General features: G+C 59.1%; 15 protein-coding genes. 7 read left to right on the forward strand and 8 right to left on the reverse strand.

From position 1 onward, the window contains the following. Window positions 1-8 precede the first annotated feature (8 nt). Genes ACUNV4_RS21945 through ACUNV4_RS21960 form a run of 4 tightly spaced genes read left to right on the forward strand, consistent with a single transcriptional unit; the run spans window position 9 to window position 5,723 of the window. Window positions 9-1,733 carry a carnitine 3-dehydrogenase gene (locus tag ACUNV4_RS21945; protein WP_430880767.1) on the forward strand — a complete coding sequence of 575 codons (1,725 nt, stop codon included), beginning with the start codon at window positions 9-11 and terminating at the stop codon, window positions 1,731-1,733. Next, a complete protein-coding gene (locus tag ACUNV4_RS21950; protein WP_430880768.1) occupies window positions 1,730-2,890 on the forward strand; it encodes an acyl-CoA dehydrogenase family protein in 1,161 nt (386 codons plus the stop codon). The genes ACUNV4_RS21945 and ACUNV4_RS21950 overlap by 4 nt, the downstream gene beginning before the upstream one ends. A gap of 10 nt (window positions 2,891-2,900) precedes the next feature. Next, window positions 2,901-4,943 carry an acetate--CoA ligase family protein gene (locus ACUNV4_RS21955; RefSeq protein ID WP_430880769.1) on the forward strand — a complete coding sequence of 681 codons (2,043 nt, stop codon included), beginning with the start codon at window positions 2,901-2,903 and terminating at the stop codon, window positions 4,941-4,943. Further along, window positions 4,944-5,723: a carnitinyl-CoA dehydratase gene (locus ACUNV4_RS21960; protein ID WP_430880770.1), complete on the forward strand. Its 780-nt coding sequence runs from the start codon at window positions 4,944-4,946 to the stop codon at window positions 5,721-5,723. A gap of 97 nt (window positions 5,724-5,820) precedes the next feature. Here ACUNV4_RS21960 and ACUNV4_RS21965 read toward each other — a convergent pair whose 3' ends face one another. From ACUNV4_RS21965 to phhA, 7 genes are all read right to left on the reverse strand, one after another. Further along, complete coding sequence (locus ACUNV4_RS21965) at window positions 5,821-7,059, reverse strand: ABC transporter permease (protein ID WP_430880771.1); 1,239 nt, start codon at window positions 7,057-7,059, stop codon at window positions 5,821-5,823. Further along, window positions 7,056-7,799, reverse strand: a complete 744-nt coding sequence (locus tag ACUNV4_RS21970; protein WP_430880772.1) for an ABC transporter ATP-binding protein — start codon at window positions 7,797-7,799, stop codon at window positions 7,056-7,058. The genes ACUNV4_RS21965 and ACUNV4_RS21970 overlap by 4 nt, the downstream gene beginning before the upstream one ends. A 46-nt stretch (window positions 7,800-7,845) precedes the next feature. Next, on the reverse strand, window positions 7,846-8,898 hold the full coding sequence (locus ACUNV4_RS21975; protein WP_430880773.1) for an efflux RND transporter periplasmic adaptor subunit: 1,053 nt from the start codon (window positions 8,896-8,898) through the stop codon (window positions 7,846-7,848). Window positions 8,899-9,009: 111 nt separating this feature from the next. Beyond that, window positions 9,010-9,390 carry a VOC family protein gene (locus ACUNV4_RS21980; RefSeq protein ID WP_430880774.1) on the reverse strand — a complete coding sequence of 127 codons (381 nt, stop codon included), beginning with the start codon at window positions 9,388-9,390 and terminating at the stop codon, window positions 9,010-9,012. Between the two features lie 156 nt (window positions 9,391-9,546). Next, window positions 9,547-10,245 carry a DUF2270 domain-containing protein gene (locus ACUNV4_RS21985; protein WP_430880775.1) on the reverse strand — a complete coding sequence of 233 codons (699 nt, stop codon included), beginning with the start codon at window positions 10,243-10,245 and terminating at the stop codon, window positions 9,547-9,549. Between the two features lie 170 nt (window positions 10,246-10,415). Then, window positions 10,416-10,757, reverse strand: coding sequence for a 4a-hydroxytetrahydrobiopterin dehydratase (locus tag ACUNV4_RS21990; protein WP_430880776.1), 342 nt, complete (start codon window positions 10,755-10,757; stop codon window positions 10,416-10,418). Window positions 10,758-10,765: 8 nt separating this feature from the next. Then, window positions 10,766-11,563: a phenylalanine 4-monooxygenase gene (gene phhA / locus ACUNV4_RS21995; RefSeq protein WP_430880777.1), complete on the reverse strand. Its 798-nt coding sequence runs from the start codon at window positions 11,561-11,563 to the stop codon at window positions 10,766-10,768. Between the two features lie 184 nt (window positions 11,564-11,747). Here phhA and ACUNV4_RS22000 point away from each other — a divergent pair, with 184 nt between their 5' ends. The 3 genes from ACUNV4_RS22000 to ACUNV4_RS22010 all read left to right on the forward strand — a co-directional run bounded on the left by ACUNV4_RS22000 (window position 11,748) and on the right by ACUNV4_RS22010 (window position 15,122). Then, the gene (locus tag ACUNV4_RS22000; protein WP_430880778.1) at window positions 11,748-12,209 is read left to right on the forward strand and encodes an Lrp/AsnC family transcriptional regulator; all 462 of its coding nucleotides are present in this window, start codon (window positions 11,748-11,750) and stop codon (window positions 12,207-12,209) included. A gap of 179 nt (window positions 12,210-12,388) precedes the next feature. After that, window positions 12,389-13,393 carry an ABC transporter substrate-binding protein gene (locus ACUNV4_RS22005; protein ID WP_430880779.1) on the forward strand — a complete coding sequence of 335 codons (1,005 nt, stop codon included), beginning with the start codon at window positions 12,389-12,391 and terminating at the stop codon, window positions 13,391-13,393. Between the two features lie 40 nt (window positions 13,394-13,433). Further along, entirely contained in the window at window positions 13,434-15,122 is a 1,689-nt protein-coding gene (locus ACUNV4_RS22010; RefSeq protein WP_430880780.1) for an ABC transporter permease, read from the forward strand. 248 nt (window positions 15,123-15,370) lie between these two features. Here the strand turns inward: ACUNV4_RS22010 and ACUNV4_RS22015 are convergent, their stop codons facing one another. Beyond that, on the reverse strand, window positions 15,371-16,528 hold the full coding sequence (locus ACUNV4_RS22015) for an ABC transporter ATP-binding protein (protein WP_430880781.1): 1,158 nt from the start codon (window positions 16,526-16,528) through the stop codon (window positions 15,371-15,373). Window positions 16,529-16,649: the final 121 nt, after the last annotated feature.

The following is a 16,649-nucleotide window of genomic DNA, read 5'->3' on the forward strand; positions in this document are numbered from 1 at the left end:
CGACAGGCATGAACGAGACCAACTCAAAGGAAGACCGTCTGCGCAAGTTCACGCCGGGCTCATCCGCACCGGGAACATCCACACCGGGTACATCCACACCGGGTACATCCACACCAGGTACATCCACACCAGGTACATCCGCACCAGGTACATCCGCACCGGGAACATCCGCAGCAGGTACATTCGCACCGGGAACATCCACACCAGGTACATCTGTACCGGGAACATCCACGCAGAACGCATTCGCGACGGACAATTCACACATTCCCGGAAAACGCCGGGTTGCGATTGTCGGTGGCGGCGTCATCGGTGGCGGCTGGGCCGCCCGATTCGCGCTGAACGGCTGGCAGGTCAATGTGTATGACCCGGCACCTGATGCGGCAAGACAGTTGAGCGCGGTCATGGCCAATGCTCGTCGTACCCTGCCAATGTTGTATGAACGCGTTCTTCCCGAGGAAGCCGACATACACCACTGCGAAACTCTGGAAGCCGCCCTGGACGGCGTCCAGTGGGTGCAGGAGAGTGTACCCGAACGGCTGGAACTGAAACACGCAGTAAGGGACGCCATCGAGGCGGTGAGCGCAGCAGATCTGCCGATTGCCTCCTCGACCTCCGGCTTTCGCCCCAGCGAGCTCGGCGACGGTGCCGCACACCCTGAGCGCATTCTGGTTGCCCACCCATTCAACCCCGTTTATCTGCTGCCATTGGTCGAATTGGCAGGGGGCGATAGCGCAAGCAATGTCAAGGCGTCGACAATACTGCAGAGCATCGGCATGTATCCGTTGACGCTGCGCCGCGAAAACGATGCGCATATCGCCGATCGCTTGCTGGAAGCGGTCTGGCGAGAATCACTCTGGCTGGTACGCGACGGATATGCCAGTACCCGAGAGATCGATGATGCGATCCGCTATGGCTTCGGCCTTCGCTGGGCGCAAATGGGCCTGTTCGAAACCTACCGGATTGCCGGCGGTGAAGGCGGTATGGCCCACTTTGTCAAGCAGTTCGGCCCCTGTCTGCAATGGCCCTGGACCAGGCTGACCGATGTGCCAGAGTTGTCAGATGATCTCATCGCGAGGATTGCCGCACAATCCGATGAACAGTCGGGTCAACGCAGTATTCGCGAACTCGAACAGCTGCGCGACGACAATCTGGTGGCCATACTGCGAGCCCTGAAGGGTCAGGGAGCTGCAGCAGGTGTGTTGATCAGCAACCACGAATCAAGCCTGCCGCCTCTGACGACTTCGCCGCCGTCCAGACAGGGCGTATCAGTGGCCAATGATCACAAACGCGACAAAGACATCGGCAGCTACCTGCTCACCGTTCACCGCTCCATCCCTGTGGACTGGACCGATTACAACCAACACATGAACGAGAGCCGCTATGGACAGGTGTTCTCCGATGCCGCCGATGCAGTGCTGTTGCAGGTCGGTTGCGATGCTGCCTATGTTGCCGGTGGCCTGAGCTGGTTCACCGTGGAAAACAACATTCGTTATCTGGAAGAAACACGGGCATCCGAGCAGATTGCGGTACACACCCGGGTTGTCCTGTCCCGCGGCAGGAAGCTCAAACTACAGCACGCTATGCATCGCGTCTCGGACGGACAGACACTGTCCACCTGCGAACAGTTCCTGTTGCATGTCAGTCTCGAAACGCGCCGCTCCTGCGACCCCGATTCAGTGATCGAACAACGCCTGACATCTCTTGCCCAGGCTCACCAGAGAGCGCCTTCATGAACTTCGGTCTGAGTGAAGAACAGGCGATGATCGTCTCCACGGTACGCAGCTTCGTGGAGCAGGAGATCTATCCTTTCGAGGCGGAGGTCGAGAAGACCGGCTGCGTCAGACCGGAGCTTGCCAGGGCCATTCGCGACAAGACCCTCGACATGGGCTTTTATGCCTGCAATTTTCCGGAGTCTGTAGGCGGTGCCGGGCTGTCTCATGTCGATGTTGCCCTGGTGGAACGTGAACTGGGCCGTGGCTCGATGGCACTGACTCATTTTTTCGGACGCCCGCAGAATATTCTGATGGCCTGCAGTGGTACCCAGATCGAGCGCTATCTGCTGCCAGCGGTTCGCGGTGAAAAGTCAGATGCACTGGCCATGACCGAACCTGGCGCCGGATCGGATATTCGTTCGATGAGCTGCCGCGCACATCGCCAGGGCGGAGACTGGGTGCTGAATGGCAGCAAGCATTTCATATCCGGTGCCGAACACGCTGATTTCGTCATCGTCTTCGTGGCCACAGGCGAAGATGATACACCGCACGGACCGAAGAAGCGTATCACCACATTCCTCGTCGACCGGGGTACGCCGGGATTCGAGATTCGCGATGGATACCAGTCTGTCAGCCATCACGGTTATGCCAACTCTGTGCTCGAGTTCGACAATTGCCGACTGCCTGAGGAACAGGTGCTTGGTGATGTCGATGGCGGGTTTGCCGTGATGAACGAATGGCTATCCGCCACGCGAATCACCGTGGCGGCCATGGCTGTCGGTCGAGCCCGCCGCTGCTTCGACCTGGGTCTGGAATATGCTGCGGAACGTCGACAGTTCGGACAGCCAATCGGACGTTTTCAGGGTATCGGATTTCAACTCGCCGACATGATCACCGAGATCGATGCTGCCGACTGCTTGACTCTCTCTGCCGCCTGGCGACTGGATCAGAGCCTGCCTGCCAATCGGGAAATTGCCTCTGCCAAGTTGTATGCCTCGGAGATGCTGGGTCGAGTCACCGATGCGACGCTGCAGATCTTCGGCGGTGCCGGTCTGATGGACGATCTGCCCATCGAGCGCTTCTGGCGCGATGCTCGTGTGGAACGTATCTGGGATGGTACCTCAGAGATCCAGAGGCACATCATTTCACGAGAACTTCTACGCCCCCTGGGTGCCTGAGAGCCCGTTGATGACTCATCTGAACCGGTTGCTTCGTCCACGCTCGGTTGCCGTACTCGGAGGCCACTGGGCGCAGAACGTGATCGAACAACTTCTCGGTATCGGTTTCACCGGTTCGATATACCCGATCCACCCGACTCGCAAGAAGATTGCAGGACTTGCCTGCCTGCCCTCGTTGGATCAGTTACCCGAATCCCCGGATGCCACCTTCATCGGCGTGAATCGGCACGCCACCATCGACTGCGTTCAGGCGCTGTCGAACATGAATGCCGGCGGCGCCGTCTGCTTTGCATCCGGCTGGTCCGAGCGAGCGGAATTCACTCTGCAGGACAAGCTGCTCGCAGCGGCTGGTGACATGGCCCTGCTCGGACCCAACTGCTATGGCTTCATCAATTACCTCGATGGTGCCCTGCTCTGGCCCGATCAGCACGGCGGTTACCGCCTGGATCAAGGCGTGGCCATTGTCTGTCAGTCATCCAATGTCGCCATCAATCTGAGTATGCAGGCTCGCGGGCTGCCAGTGGCCATGATCATCTGTCTCGGCAATGCGGCACAGATGAAACTGGCGGACCTGCTCGATGAACTGCTCGACGATGCTCGCATCAGCGCATTGGGCTTCTACATCGAAGGAATCGACGACCCTGTGGCCTTAACGGCCGTTGCCGAGCGTGCCCGAGCCAGGAACACGGGACTCGTGGCCCTGCGCAGCGGACGGACGCAGACAGGCGCAGCGGCGGCTGCCACCCATACCGCCGCACTGGCCGGTGACAACGTGGCTTCCCGAGCCTTTCTGGCTCAGGCAGGTATCGCCGAGGTGACAACCCTGGATGCGCTGGTAGAAACCCTGAAGATACTGCATGTGCACGGCCCACTCTCTGCCCGACGTTTCTGCGCCGTGACCTGCTCTGGTGGTGAAGCGGCGCTACTGGCCGATCTGGCGGACGGTGTCCTTGAACTTCCTCCACCGACGTCCTTGCAGTGTGAAAACCTGTCGAACGAACTCGGCTCGCAGGTGACGATTGCCAATCCGCTGGATTACCAGACGTTTCTATGGGGAGATGCGGATGCCAGCGCTCGTGTTTTCCAGGCCATGCTGACAGAGTACGATGCCGGTCTCTTCGTCATCGACATACCACGAACCGACCGCTGCGATCCGACGTCCTTCGAACCGGCCCTGACGGCCATGGAGGTTGCATCGAGGCAGCTGGACATACCCGCCTTTCCAGTGGCTTCTCTGCCTGAGAACTTTGGCGAAGCGCGTGCCAGATCCATGATCGATCGCGGCATGGTGCCGCTGTTCGGTCTCGAGTGCGCCATTCGCGCAGTAGCTGCTGCGTCCACACCAGCAGGCTCCACGGGCTGGCGACCGATAGCCTGTCAGACAGCTCATCACCAGGCAGACACAGCATCCGGCAACCGAGAGCATCAGCGGGCGCAGGCGCAGTTGCAGTTGCTCGACGAAGCTCAGGCGAAGACACTGCTGAAGGTTCATGGTGTGAACGTGCCGCGATTCGTCACTGCCACGACCCTCGCCGCGCTGCAGGAACAGGCTGAGAGCCTGTCAGCTCCCCTGGTGCTCAAGGGCCTGGGTTTCCTGCACAAGAGTGAGGCAGATGCAGTCCGCCTCGGGCTGGCTTGCATCGACGATCAGGTGGAGATGCCGGGGGCCACGGGCTATCTGCTCGAAGAGATGGTGACTGACGCCGTTGCCGAACTGTTTGTCGGATTTCGTCGGGCGAGACCGTACGGCCTGACGGTAACGGTGGGATCGGGAGGCACCGCAGCCGAACTGCTGGAAGACACCGTCACGCTGATCGCACCGGTCACGGCAACCGAGGTGGCATCGGCCCTGCAGGCCTTGCGCCTGTGGCCCCTGCTCGACGGGTATCGAGGCAGAGCCCGCGCCGATGTGAATGCCGCGATCGATACGGTGCTGCGCTTGCAGACACTTGCCATGAATGAGCCGGAATGGGTCGATATCGAAGTCAACCCACTGATCCTGCGCACCAGAGGGGCCATCGCGGTCGATGCCGTTATCCGAAGGAGAATCTAGATGAATCCCATTCGTACGCGTCGCGAAGGCGCCATACTCGAAATCACGCTCGATCGACCCAAGGCCAATGCCATCGATCTGGCCACCAGCCGCATCATGGGTGAAACCTTCCGCGACTTTCGTGATGACGACAGTTGTCGGGTGGCCATACTTCGTGCAGAAGGTGATCGATTTTTCTGTCCGGGCTGGGACCTCAAGGCCGCCGCAGACGGTGACGCCGTCGACGGTGACTACGGGGTCGGTGGGTTCGGGGGGCTGCAGGAACTGCCGCACATCAACAAGCCGGTAATCTGTGCCGTCAACGGTATCTGCTGTGGCGGTGGGCTGGAGCTGGCCCTGTCCTGCGATCTGATCGTTGCCGCTGACACGGCGACCTTCGCCCTGCCGGAGATCCGCTCGGGAACGGTCGCCGATGCCGCCTCCATCAAGCTGCCAAAACGCATTCCCTACCATGTCGCCATGGACCTGCTGCTGACCGGACGCTGGTTCGATGCAGAAGAGGCCTTGCGCTGGGGCCTGCTGCGTCAGGTCACGACGCTGGCAGAGCTCCAACCCTGTATCTGGGATCTGGCCCGCACGCTGGCAAATGGACCACCCCTGGTGCAGGCTGCCATCAAGGAAATCGTTCGCGAAGCCGAATCGATGAAATTCCAGGACGCCATGAACCGTGTCACCCGTCGGCAATTCGCCACCGTCGACCGTCTGTATGCTTCGGAAGACCAGCTGGAAGGTGCTCGCGCCTTCGCCGAGAAGCGCGAACCCGTCTGGAAGGGGCGTTGAGCATGCACGCCTGATCGGCAGGCGTGCCTTGATCGTGTGTACAGCCGGATGTGTCAGACGGGATACAAGCCCGTCCGATCTTTCAGATGCAGCGGCGCTAGCTGGTCTGCAATGCCTGCACCGGCTTCATCCTGGCCGCCCTGCGAGCCGGCAGATAACCGGACAGCACACCCACGAGAATCGACGTCACCAATGCACCAACGATACTCACCAGCGATGGCATCACCGGAAACCCGGTCATCAGCGCCAGAGCGACACTGGCCAGACCGCCGATCAGCAGACCAAGTACTCCACCGGTGATGCTGATCAACCCGGCTTCAAGCAGAAACTGCAACAGGATATCTCTCTCGGTAGCGCCGATGGCTTTCCTGACACCGATCTCACGGGTTCGCTCCAGAACCGAAGTACCCATCATGTTCATGATGCCCATGCCGCCCACCAGCAATGATATGGAGGCAGCGACAATGCCGATGACAGCAACCCCACCCAGAATCCGGTTGGTGGTAACGATGTAGCTTGCCATGGTTTCCGAGCTGTAGCGAAAACCATCCGGATGACGCTGAAGCAGGCGTTGCTTGACGCGCTCGGCTACCGCCGCAGCGTCATCGAAACGCTCGACTTCCAACTGCAACGTGCCGATATCCTTGCTGCCGGTCATGGCCTGCAATGTCGTATAGGGAACGATGACACGGTCGTTCGCATTCTGCCCACCAGCCGAACCGATGCTGGACAGAAAATCCCGGCTCTTCGTGGCCAGCACGCCGATGACGAGAAACCTGCGCCCATTGATGCGCACACTCTGGCCAACGGCATCCCGGCTGCCGTCCAGTACCCGTTCCACGATGGTAGGGGCCAACAGCGCGACCGGACGACGTTCCCTGATATCCAGTGCTGTAAACAGCCTGCCACTGAGCAACTCGTCATTGACGATGGCCGGATAGTCACGGCCGACACCCAGCACCTGCGCATCACTGTTCCGTCGAGCCTGACTGGCCTGCCAGCGATTCGGAGGGTAAACGATGGGTGTCATGTGGCGTATGCCCAGCTCCTGCTTCTGTGGTTGCAGACTGAGAAAATCCCGCGCAACGATTCCGCTGCCACTGCGCTGTGTGCGACCATGATTCTCATTGTGCCAGTCACGATATACCCAGACGGAGTTGAGGCCGAAGGTCTCCAGTTCGGAATAGATGACATGGTTTCCTCCCTTGCTGATGGTACTGACGGCCATCACCGCAGCTATGCCGATGGTGATGCCCAGTACGCTCAAGGCTGTACGCAGCTTGTGATCGAACAAGGCATCCATGGCCTGTCGCAGGCTGTCCAGAAAACGATTCATGATCTGTTTTCCCCGTCACGCTTGTCGGAAGACGCGACCAGAGACTCTCGCGTACGACGGCTTTGACGATCGTCCAGTATTCGTCCGTCCTTCAGACGAATGGTGCGAGCTGCATATTCTGCAATCTCCTGCTCATGAGTCACCATGACAATGGTCTTGCCCTGAGCATGCAACTGGCAGAACAGATCCATGATCTCCAGCCCCGTTTCGCTGTCCAGGCTACCGGTCGGCTCATCGGCGATGATCACATCCGGTTGATTGACCAGAGCTCGCGCAATGGCAACGCGTTGCTGCTGACCACCCGATAACTCCACCGGCCGGTGAGATACACGTTCACCCAGACCGACGCCCTGCAGCCTGGCCAACGCCCTGTCACGCCGTTCCCTGCGGCTCACCCCGGCATAGATCAGTGGTAATTCGACATTTCGCAACGCGCTGAACTGCGGGATCAGGTTGAAATTCTGGAAAACAAATCCGATGCGCTGTCGCCTCAGTTGTGCAAGCCCGTCGCTATCCAGCGTGCTGACCAGTTGCCCTGAAAATCGATATTCACCCTCATCGATCACATCCAGACAGGCGATCAGATTCAGCAAAGTACTCTTGCCCGAGCCGGATGGTCCCATGATGGCAACGAACTCACCGGCTTCTATCTGCAAATCGATACCGTGCAGAACATCGACGGTGACATTGCCGGTTCTGAATGATTTGCAGACACGTGACAGATTGATCACGATATCCACCGGTCGCTGCGCCCCGTGACCAGGCCATGCTCGCGACGAGCAGTGGTCATTGGGCCAACCTCACCGTCTGCCCATCTTCAATGATCCCGCCATCAGGAATGATGATCTGTTCGCCCTCTGCCAGACCACTGACCACGGCAACCTCGTTCAGGTTGGACAGCCCCGGTTCGATATGCCGCAACGCGGCCTTACCCTCTTCCAGCACGAACGCCGTGAACGCTCCGGATGGCAGTTCGCTCAACACCTGAAAGGGTACGACCAGGGCATCTTCCAGATGCTTCAGTGACAGATCCACGTCCACCTCCTGTCCCAGCAACAGATCCGGTGCATCATCACCGGGGGGAAAACGCACCGCCACAACCTGCCCCTCCGACTCGTTCTCGACGACCGTTGGTGCAATCCAGCTGACCTCACTGTGCCAGCTTGCCTCTGCACTGGCTTCCAGCGACAACTCGACAGACTGCCCTATACTCAATTTCGGCCAATCGCTGGCACTGACCGGTGCCTCGATCACGATGCCCTCGGTTGCCACCACGGTGAACAGGGGTTGACCTGCCTCCAGCCATTGCCCGGTTTCCGCACTCTGTTGAATCACCGTGCCGTCAAACGGGGATCTGATCAGGGCATTGTCAAATCGTAACTGATTGAGTGTCAGTGTTGCCTGTGCTGCCTGCAGCGACGCCTCCGCGGCCAGTTTCTTGTCAAGACTGTCATCCTGTGCCTGCTCGGATGCATCACCAACACCGAACAGGCGACTGGTGCGCTCGAAGTTGCGCGTGGCAGCATCGACAGCCTGCTGTTGCAGCACGACTTCGGCTCTGGCCTTGTCCAGCAGCGCGCGAGCCTGCCTGCTATCGAGCTCGGCCAATACAGTGCCAGCCTTGACAACGTCACCTTCGCGCGCACGAATGGCCATGATTTCGCCATCCAGCAATGCGGTCAGCGTTACCGTACGGTCATTGATCACCTTGCCGGTCAATTGCAATTGCGAGTCGATGCGGCCGCGTTCCACCGTCAGGGTGTCCACCACGCGTACGGACTCGCCAGCCTGCCACCAGTAGGCTCCGGACCCGACAAGCATGATCAGCCCGCCGGCCATGTATTTCCACACTATTACTCACCTCGAGAGAAATCAGGCAGGCGCAGTCGCTGGTCGGCCTGTCGAGCGGCAGCCGCTTGCGCACGACCCCGCAAGCCCCTTGCAGCCGGATCATTCGTCGGCCGGGAAATCCACATGAACATGATTGCCATCCGGATCCCATACATTGTACTGAACAAGATTGGCAGATGGCACTTCAGCACGTTCATAACGTATGCCCCTGGACTGCAGATGGGCTTCGAAGCGTCCGGCATCCGAGGCCGAAAACGCGAAATGCTCCAGCTTCAACGTCGTTTCCGAACCGACACCCGCTTCTCCATCGACCCCGACAAGATGTACCACCGGTGAATCAGCTGCATACATCCACGCACCGGGAAACGGAAAATCCGGTCGTTTTCCCGACCGCATACCGAGAACGTCCGTATACCAGTCAATCATCCGCTCCAGCTGCGCGGTACGTACGTTGACATGGTCGAGCTTCTTTATCTGCATCTTGCCTGTCCGTCAAAGTCGGAATACCCACCCCATCATAAAGCTTCCGACTCTGCACTGTCAGGCACTCAGCCACTTCCGGGATGCCGACCTCCAGGAGAGCTGACGGACTTCTCGCTGGAACGGGTAAGACACCTTGTCACTTGACCAGCATGGTCACTTGGCCAGCGTGCGCATGCGATCGCCATTGCGATGCTCCTGCGCCAGGGCGCGCCCCACGGCCTTCTGTCCTCGCAAGGTAGCCAAGGCCAGTGTAATGAGCGCCAGGTACCAGACAGCGCCAGCCAGCAGCACAAGACGGCCATCGATGGGGCCCACTGCTGCACGAACCCACAATTCATCCAGCGACGCCAGAGGCACCGGGTGTATTGCAAGCTTGCCACCATAGCTGATTGCCTGAATTCCGAAGATCCAGCTGTAATTGCGCCGCAGACGGCGTCCCATGGCCTCCGGCAAGCTGATATGGAAATGCAGGGTTTCATAGTCATTAGCCATGACCTCATTCCAGCCGTTGTCGGTATTGACCCCCTTGCCCCGCAGGATGGGCCCATAGAAATGATTTTCGAACACGCGCACTCGAGTACGCCAGATATCGAAGAATCGGTACCGACGCCCCTCGAAGACCAGGAAAACTCCAAGCAACAGGGACACGAGAACAATGGGCAGTGGCGATGCCTCGCGACTGCTGAATGTCACCGACAGAGCGATGCCGGTCGTGACCACTGCCCAGTTGGTGGTCATGTCCAGACGTGTACGCCAGATCTTGCTGCGATACATCTCACCTCGATACAGATGCGCCAGAGCACCAATTTCCGCCGTCGAGAGGGGCGCCTTTTCCGTCGTTTTTCCTGGCATATCGAAGTCTCTCGCTGCGTGGACAGGACCGAACGGGCAACGACGGACTTCTTGCCTTTCGAACTGAAGCGGCTCGCAGCCGGATGCCCGTATCGATCAGACCTCTTAGCCTATCGCAGAAACGGCTATTCACCTAACGGAGAGCACAGAGCGTCTACCACATCCGAGGGTCACTCCAGCAAGGCATCCAGACGAGCAGCCCAGATGAAGTCGTTCTCCGACAGACCGCCCAGATCATGGGTTGTCAGGGTCACTTCGCAATAGCCCCAACCGAAAGCGATATCCGGGTGATGACCTTCCTTGTCAGCCAGCCAGGCACACAGATTGGCCAGATAGGCCGCCTTGGCAAAGCCCTTGAAGATGAAGCGCCGGACCAGGGCATCACCAGCCTCGCTGACTGCCCATTGAGGATCGATACCAGCGACCAGCTCGGTGATCTGACTGGCCGAAAGTGCAGGCACCTCACCATGGCAGGGCTTGCAATGTTGATTGGACAGCTTCTTGTTTGACATGAGATTCTCTAGGCAGATTTTACAATGGGCGGATAGGCAGGTGCGTGCAGGCCGAGCTGGCGAGCTGTCTGGATATCTGCCAACAGATCGCGTTCGCCTGCGGCAAACAATTCGTCGGCATGCTCCAGCACGAAATAGATCGGCTGATGAATATCGATGCGATACGGGGTTCGCAGGATATCGATGATGTCGAACGGCCGTCGCTCGGGTGTCCCACTCTCGACACTGTAAACCAGCTCGGTCGGCGATGAAGCCAGCCCAGAGCCGAGTGCCTTGTATTGACCACTCTCACGGGTCAGACCGAATTCGATGGTGAACCAGTAGAGTCGAATCAGCCAGGCATAATCTTCCGGCCTGGCGCGCATGCCGGCCTTGCCGATGCATTCCGAAAAGTCCGCAAACCGCTGATCGGCCAGAAGGGGTGTATGTCCGAACAATTCGTGGAAGATATCGGGCTCTTCGATGTAATCGAAATCTTTTCGATCACGAATGAAGGATGCCGCGGGAAAGGTGCGATTGGCCAGCATGCTGAAGAAACGCTGAAAGCCGATCAAGGCTGGTACCGGTTCGACGGTCCAGCCTGTCAACTCGTGAAGGGTGTCGCTGACGTCGGCACAGGAAGGCACACGGTCCTTGCTCAGGCCGACCTTGCTCAGCCCCTGCAGATATTCATTGGCACAATACTGCCTGACTTGGCTGGCTTGAGCGGCATACAGGTCGGCCCAGACCGCGTTCTCCTCCGGTGAATAGTCGATATGCCCCGATGCATCGGGAACCTTGGCAACGTACTGACTTGTCTTTTTCATGATGAATCCTCCTTCATCACAGTATGGTCCCCAAGTAATGAAAACTCATTTCGTGCCAACCCTGTTTTCAACTGATATTGTCGCTTTCATTTCAATGATCGGGCATTCGAGAAATAAACGTACCGAAGGTGCTCGATTCGCGGTACGTTTGACCTTCATCTCAACCAATTGGCAACGATTGACAATGGACACTCTGGACAAATCGATCCTGGCCGAGCTGCAGAAGGACGGCAAGCAATCGATGCAGGATCTTGCCGATCGTGTGAACAGCTCGTCGACCCAGTGCTGGCGTCGAGTCAGGCACCTGCAGGACCAGGGGGTCATCCTGGGCTACCAGGCAGTGCTCGATTCACGTGCCATGGGATTGCAGGCCATGGCCTATATTCATATCGCACTGAAGGATCACGGCGAACAGAGCGTGCGCGATTTTCTGCACATCGTCGAGACCAGTGAACAGATCATCGAATGCTGCTCCATCACCGGCGACCATGATTTCATGCTGAAGGTGGTTGCCCATTCGCCTGCCGGCCTGGAACGGTTTCTGATGAAGCGACTGCTGGCCACCGGACTGGTCCGAGAAACGCGCAGCAATTTCGTGTTGCGCGAATGCAAATCCCGAGGCGCCTTGCCAAGCGAGGTCATCTGAACACCCACTGGCGGGGTAATGTCTCAGGACGAGCTCAGGCCCATTTTTACCAGGCGGCACCGTCCATGAAGGTTCTGTCAATGTTATCGTCTACCGCCTTCCCGACGCTGACACATACCTGTCACCTTGATCATCGATCATGCAGCGTCAATTTTCACCACCTGCAACCAGACCACTCCATGTCCAGTCACCATCGCCTGTCACTTGCCGCGGTATCTCTTGCCACAGCGCTCGCTACGTCCCTGTCTGCAACCAGTGCGCTGGCAGCACCCAATGGCAAGCTGGTCCTCTACACATCCCAACCCAATGCGGATGCTCAGGCAACCGTGGATGCCTTCACGGCCAGCTATCCCGATGTCGAGGTTGAATGGTTTCGTGACGGAACAACGAAGGTCATGGCCAAATTGCGCTCGGAAATTGCTGCCGGGGACCCACGGCCCGACGTGCTGCTGATCGCCGACAGCGTCAACATGGAATCACTGGAAGCCGACGGTCACCTGATGGCTTTTCCGGAACTCGATACATCTGCCTACGATGCCTCCCTGATGGATGAGCAGGATCACTGGTTCTCCACCAAACTCATCACGACCGGCATCATCGTCAATGATGCCGCCCCCATGAAACCCACCAGCTGGAAAGATCTGCTCAAGACCGAAGCACAGGGCCAGATCGCCATGCCATCGCCACTGACATCCGGTGCGGCGACCATCCACATGGCCACCCTGACCGGTAACCCGGATCTGGGTTGGGACTACTATGCCGGCCTGGCCGATCAGAAGGCTCTGGCGGACGGTGGCAATGGAGGTGTCTACAAGGCGGTTGCCGGTGGCGACAAACTGTATGGATTCGTGGTCGATTTTCTGCCTATCCGCAATCAGGCCGATGGGGCTCCGGTGAGCTTTGTCTTTCCCGAAGAAGGCGTCTCGGCGGTAACCGAACCGGTCGCCATACTCAGCACGGCACGAAACCCGGAAGCGGCTCGGGCCTTCGTGGAATTTCTGCTCTCGGAAGAAGGCCAGCAACTGGCTTCCGACATGGGATACCTGCCGGCACACCCGGATACCGCCGTGCCAGAGGGCTTCCCATCACGCGACAACATCAGCCTGATGCCGTTTGATCCAGCCGCTGCGCTCAGGGATGATCGGGCCAACAAGGAACACTTCATGGATCTGTTTGGCGGTTGAGCAGACTCGCCAGGGAACACTTCTCGGAATTGTTTGACGATTGAGCAGACTTACTGAAGCCGGTTCAGCGGAGCGATTCGCACCGCTGCTGCTGGCACTGGCGCTCACTTTGCTGTGCGGCCTGCCTCTGGCGGCGCTGCTGAGCCATGGCGTCGATGGGGTGATCGCAGCCATGGGTGAAACCAGGGTGCTGCGAGCACTGCGGCATTCACTGAGCAGTGCTGCCATTTCCGCCGTTCTGGCAACGCTGCTTGGTACAGCCATTGCTCTCACCCTGCGCCTGGCTTCATTGCGCTGGCGAGGCCTGCTGGTATTTCTCCTGTTGCTCCCCATGATGATACCGCCGCATGTCACGGCCATTGCCTGGACTCAGGCACTGGGACCCAGCAGCAGCGTCCTGTCCTGGGTTGGTCTGGCGCCTGCGGCCGGCTCCCACAACCCGGTGCACACGGTTGGCGGGTTGATCACGCTGCTGGCATTGCAGCACTTCCCGCTGGTCGTGATCATCGTACAGTCCAGTTTGCGCTCTCTACCCGCAGATCTTCTGGAAGCCGCTCGCGTATCGGGAGCGTCACGGTCTCTGACGGTGCGGCGCATCGTGCTGCCACTGCTGGCCCCCTCCATGATAGGTGCGGCCACACTGTCCTTCATCGCGGCACTGGGAAATTTCGGAATCAATGCACTGATCGGGGTGCCTGCGAGATACACCACCCTGCCTGTGCTGATCTGGCAGAAACTCGCCAGCTTCGGCCCGGACGTACTGGATGAAGTCGCGGCCATTGCCACCATCCTTGCCTTGCTGGCACTCCTGCTGGTGCTGGTTTCCTGGTGGTGGCTGGCGCGCGCCAGACGCACGGTACCCGGCGTTGGCGCGACCATCGATCAGCTGAACACGAGCCATCAGGGCTGGCCCACGCTGGCCGAATGCCTGCTGTGGTGCTTTGTCGCCCTGACCCTGGCATTCCCGCTGCTCTCACTGCTGAGCTCGGCGCTGGTACCCACCTACGGAGTTGCACTGAGTCTGGACACCCTGACGTTTTCACACTTCGTGGCGGTGGTCGGTGAACAAGCCGTCACTCTGCGCGCCTTTGCCAATTCCACACTGGTAGCGTCCATTGCTGCCTTGTGCATTGCCCTGATCGCCATTCCCCTTGCCTTCACATTGACTCGGCCATCAGGCTGGCAACGGCGTGTGGCCACCGCATCCGCGGTACAGGCCGATCTGGCCTATTCCGTCCCGGGTATCGTCATGTCAGTGGCCTTCATCCTGACCTTCCTGCGCCCTCTGCCGCTGCTGAACGTTTCCTTGTACAACACACTGACTCTGATCGGTCTGGCCTATGTAGCGGTTTTCCTGGCTGTTGGCCTCAAACCGGTGGTCAGCGCCTCCAGCCAGCTGGATGATGCTCTGGATGATGCAGCCAGGGTCTGTGGCGCCAGTTACCTGCGCAGACTGACGCGTATCCAGGCCCCGCTGCTGGCCGCCCCGGCGGTCTCCGGGGCCATACTGGTATTTCTGACTGCGTACAACGAGATCACCGTGTCGGCACTGTTGTGGTCCAGCGGCAACGAGACCATCGGCACTGTCATTTTCAACTACGAGGATGGTGGCTATACGACGCTGGCAGCGGCCATGTCGGTAACGGTCATCATTGCAACGATCGTCATGATGTCATTGCTTCGTCTGTTTGCCAGACGGCTACCCGCCGGTGTGGTGCCCTGGGCCTGACAGCTCCTCAGCTCCTCAGCTCCTCAGCCCCTCAGCCCCTCAGCCCCTCAGCTCCTCAGCCCCTCAGCCCCTCAGCCCCTCAGCCCCTCAGCTCCTCAGCTCCTCAGCCCCTCAGCCCCTCAGCCCCTCAGCTCCTCAGCCCCTCAGCCCCTCAGCTCCTCAGCCCCTCAGCTCCACAACTACACAACTCCACAACTCCACAACTCCACTTGATGACTTGAGCGCCGTGACGAGCACGATCTGCCGCGTCATGCCGGCACCAGCCAGGCATCGCTGATGTCGACACTGACCTCGATACCTTGCGGCCAGCCGTATCGACTTCTGGCCTGCAGAAACTGACCTGAATGCAGCTGCAGACCCAGTTCGTGATGGTCACCCCGATACACATCCGACATCACCCGGGCAGTCGGCCTGTCGGCTGACGCCGTGGCATCGCTCAGCCGGACATCCTCGGGCCGTACCAACAGCAACACCTTGTCATGATCAGGTCGAGCCCTGGCGCGCACAGGGATGATACGGCCGCCGATATCCACCTCCAGCGTCTGATCGGCATTCAGGCCCTGTCCGACAAGTCGGGCGTCGAGAAAACAACCTGAGCCGATGAATCCGGCAACCGTGCGATTGGCCGGTTCCCGATACAACTGCTCTGGTGTTGAAATCTGTTGCAGACGACCGTTATCCAGAACAGCAATGCGATCTGCCAGGGCCATCGCTTCTCGCTGATCGTGCGTGATGTACAGCATGGTCGCACCGGTATCATGACGTACCCGGTTGATCTCATGTTCCATTGTCCCTCGAAGGTGAGGGTCCAGGTTCGCCAGGGGTTCATCCATGAGTATCAATCTGGCCGACTGCGCCAGACAACGCGCCAGCGCCACTCTCTGTCGCTGACCGCCTGACAGCTCGGCAGGACGCCGATCCGCCAGATCCTGCAAACCGACCATTTCCAGTGCTTCGGCTACCTGACGTCTTGCCTGTGTGCCGCGCATGCCCGCGGCATCCAGTGGAAACCGTGCGTGGGCAGCCACATCCAGATGAGGCCACAGCGCATAGGATTGAAATACAACCCCAACACCTCTTTCCTCGGTCGGTGTGAAAGTCCGAGGTCCGGACACGATGTTTCCATCCAGACTGATGGTGCCTTCATCCGCTCGCTCCAGACCTGCCACCATGCGCAACAAGGTACTCTTGCCGCAGCCGGATGCGCCCAGAACAACAATGCACTCGCCCGGCTCGGCATTCAGTGACAAGCGATCCACCGCCGGTTCGGCACCAAACCGACGAGTCACACTGTCAATGGACAGAACAACTCCGTTGCCCGTGTCTTGTTGCGTTCGGGGCAAGGTACTGGCAGACCTGGGGCGCTTCAACATGCTTGACGGTATGGCGATCACTTGAAACGTCAAGGATATCCCGAAACAGCCCGGAGAACCGTGATTTGACAGGTGGTGTCAAGGCAAAAGCCTTCATCCAACGGGGGCGCAGACAATACCCGCCCACGCGACTCCCGATCGGATCGCAGGCGGT

This window comes from Granulosicoccus sp. 3-233, assembly GCF_052681095.1.

What these genes read in the sequence shown, in the direction of transcription:
- ACUNV4_RS22000 (WP_430880778.1), top strand. Translation starts at nt 11,748, where the DNA reads ATGGACACTCTGGACAAATCGATCCTGGCCGAGCTGCAGAAGGACGGC.
- ACUNV4_RS22005 (WP_430880779.1), top strand. Translation starts at nt 12,389, where the DNA reads ATGTCCAGTCACCATCGCCTGTCACTTGCCGCGGTATCTCTTGCCACA.
- ACUNV4_RS21965 (WP_430880771.1), bottom strand. Translation starts at nt 7,059, where the DNA reads ATGAATCGTTTTCTGGACAGCCTGCGACAGGCCATGGATGCCTTGTTC.
- phhA (WP_430880777.1), bottom strand. Translation starts at nt 11,563, where the DNA reads ATGAAAAAGACAAGTCAGTACGTTGCCAAGGTTCCCGATGCATCGGGG.
- ACUNV4_RS21990 (WP_430880776.1), bottom strand. Translation starts at nt 10,757, where the DNA reads ATGTCAAACAAGAAGCTGTCCAATCAACATTGCAAGCCCTGCCATGGT.
- ACUNV4_RS21985 (WP_430880775.1), bottom strand. Translation starts at nt 10,245, where the DNA reads ATGCCAGGAAAAACGACGGAAAAGGCGCCCCTCTCGACGGCGGAAATT.
- ACUNV4_RS21945 (WP_430880767.1), top strand. Translation starts at nt 9, where the DNA reads ATGAACGAGACCAACTCAAAGGAAGACCGTCTGCGCAAGTTCACGCCG.
- ACUNV4_RS21955 (WP_430880769.1), top strand. Translation starts at nt 2,901, where the DNA reads ATGACTCATCTGAACCGGTTGCTTCGTCCACGCTCGGTTGCCGTACTC.
- ACUNV4_RS21960 (WP_430880770.1), top strand. Translation starts at nt 4,944, where the DNA reads ATGAATCCCATTCGTACGCGTCGCGAAGGCGCCATACTCGAAATCACG.
- ACUNV4_RS21950 (WP_430880768.1), top strand. Translation starts at nt 1,730, where the DNA reads ATGAACTTCGGTCTGAGTGAAGAACAGGCGATGATCGTCTCCACGGTA.
- ACUNV4_RS21975 (WP_430880773.1), bottom strand. Translation starts at nt 8,898, where the DNA reads ATGGCCGGCGGGCTGATCATGCTTGTCGGGTCCGGAGCCTACTGGTGG.
- ACUNV4_RS21980 (WP_430880774.1), bottom strand. Translation starts at nt 9,390, where the DNA reads ATGCAGATAAAGAAGCTCGACCATGTCAACGTACGTACCGCGCAGCTG.